The organism is Xanthomonas axonopodis, assembly GCF_001304695.1.
In the GTDB taxonomy this organism is placed as follows: Bacteria; Pseudomonadota; Gammaproteobacteria; order Xanthomonadales; family Xanthomonadaceae; genus Xanthomonas; species Xanthomonas axonopodis.
In genome coordinates, this window is record NZ_JFAQ01000316.1 from 1 (window position 1) to 1,240 (window position 1,240).

Genomic DNA, 1,240 nt, shown 5'->3' on the forward strand with positions numbered 1-1,240 from the left:
CCACGCTGCCGGCAATGGCCGGTGCCGGTCTGGTGCCGGGGCAAACCGTGCACGCCCGCCTGGTGGATGCAGGCGATGCGCCGATCGAACTGCGTCTGCGCAGTGTTTCCAGCCGCCTGGACAATGCCACGACGGTACAGGCGTTGCTGGAACCGCTCGCCGCCGCGCCGTCGCTGCGCAGCGGCGACAGCGTGATGCTGACGCTGCCCACTTCTGCCGCTTCCACGCCGAGCGTGCCGCTGTTGGCGGTATTGCCCCGGCTCAACCGGCAACAGGCCAGCGTGTTCGTCTACCAGCCGGCAAAGCGGGCCGTGATCGAACGCGCGGTTGACCTGGGAACGATCGTCGGCGAGCGTGTGCAGATTTTGCGCGGATTGCGTGCAGGCGAGCAGGTGGTGAGCGCCGGGGTGGGGTTCTTGGTGAACGGCCAGCCGGTGACACCACTGCAGGCACAGACGCAGCTGAGCGGGGGGCGCACGCCATGAAGCTGACCCAGATGGCGATGCGCTCGAGCCGGCTGACGTTGTTTGCGGCAGCGATGGTCCTGATCGGCGGCATCGTGGCGTTTCTCGGCTTCCCATCGCAGGAAGAACCGTCGGTGACCGTGCGCGACACGCTGGTGTCGGTGGCCTATCCGGGCATGCCCAGCGAGCAGGTGGAAAACCTGCTGGCGCGCCCGGTGGAAGAGCGCTTGCGCGAGTTGGCCGGCATCAAGCGCATCGTCACCACGGTGCATCCGGGCAGCGCGATCGTGCAGCTGACCGCCTATGACGATGTGCAGGATCTACCGGCGCTGTGGCAGCGCGTGCGCGCCAAGGCCGCAGAGGCCGGCGCAGGATTGCCTGCGGGCACCCTTGGTCCCTTCGTCGACGACGACTTCGGTCGCGTGTCGGTGGCCTCGATTGCGGTGACCGCACCGGGCTTTTGGATGAGCGAAATGCGCGGCCCGTTGCGGCGCATGCGCGAGCAGCTGTACGCCTTGCCCGGCGTGGAGCAGGTGAAGTTGTATGGCCTGCAGGACGAGGCGGTGTATGTGTCGTTCGATCGTGCGCGGTTGCTGGCCAGCGGCTTGACGCCGTCCAGCGTGATGGCGCAGTTGCGCGCTCAGAATGTGGTGGGCTCCGGTGGGCAGGTCGCGGTGTCCGGGCTGGCGCTGACCGTGGCCACGTCCGGCGAAATTCGCACGCCCGAGCAACTGCGCGGCGTGCTGCTGAGCGTGCCAGGCGCGCCTGCAGGCAGT

General features: G+C 68.1%; 1 protein-coding gene and 1 pseudogene. Both read left to right on the forward strand.

Annotated features, from left to right (window positions below):
* A pseudogene (locus XAXN_RS20025) lies at positions 1-485 on the forward strand (efflux RND transporter periplasmic adaptor subunit); the annotation flags it as partial.
* On the forward strand, positions 482-1,240 hold a 759-nt coding region (locus XAXN_RS20030; protein ID WP_134984953.1), incomplete at its 3' end, for an efflux RND transporter permease subunit. The pseudogene XAXN_RS20025 and the gene XAXN_RS20030, both read left to right, overlap by 4 nt.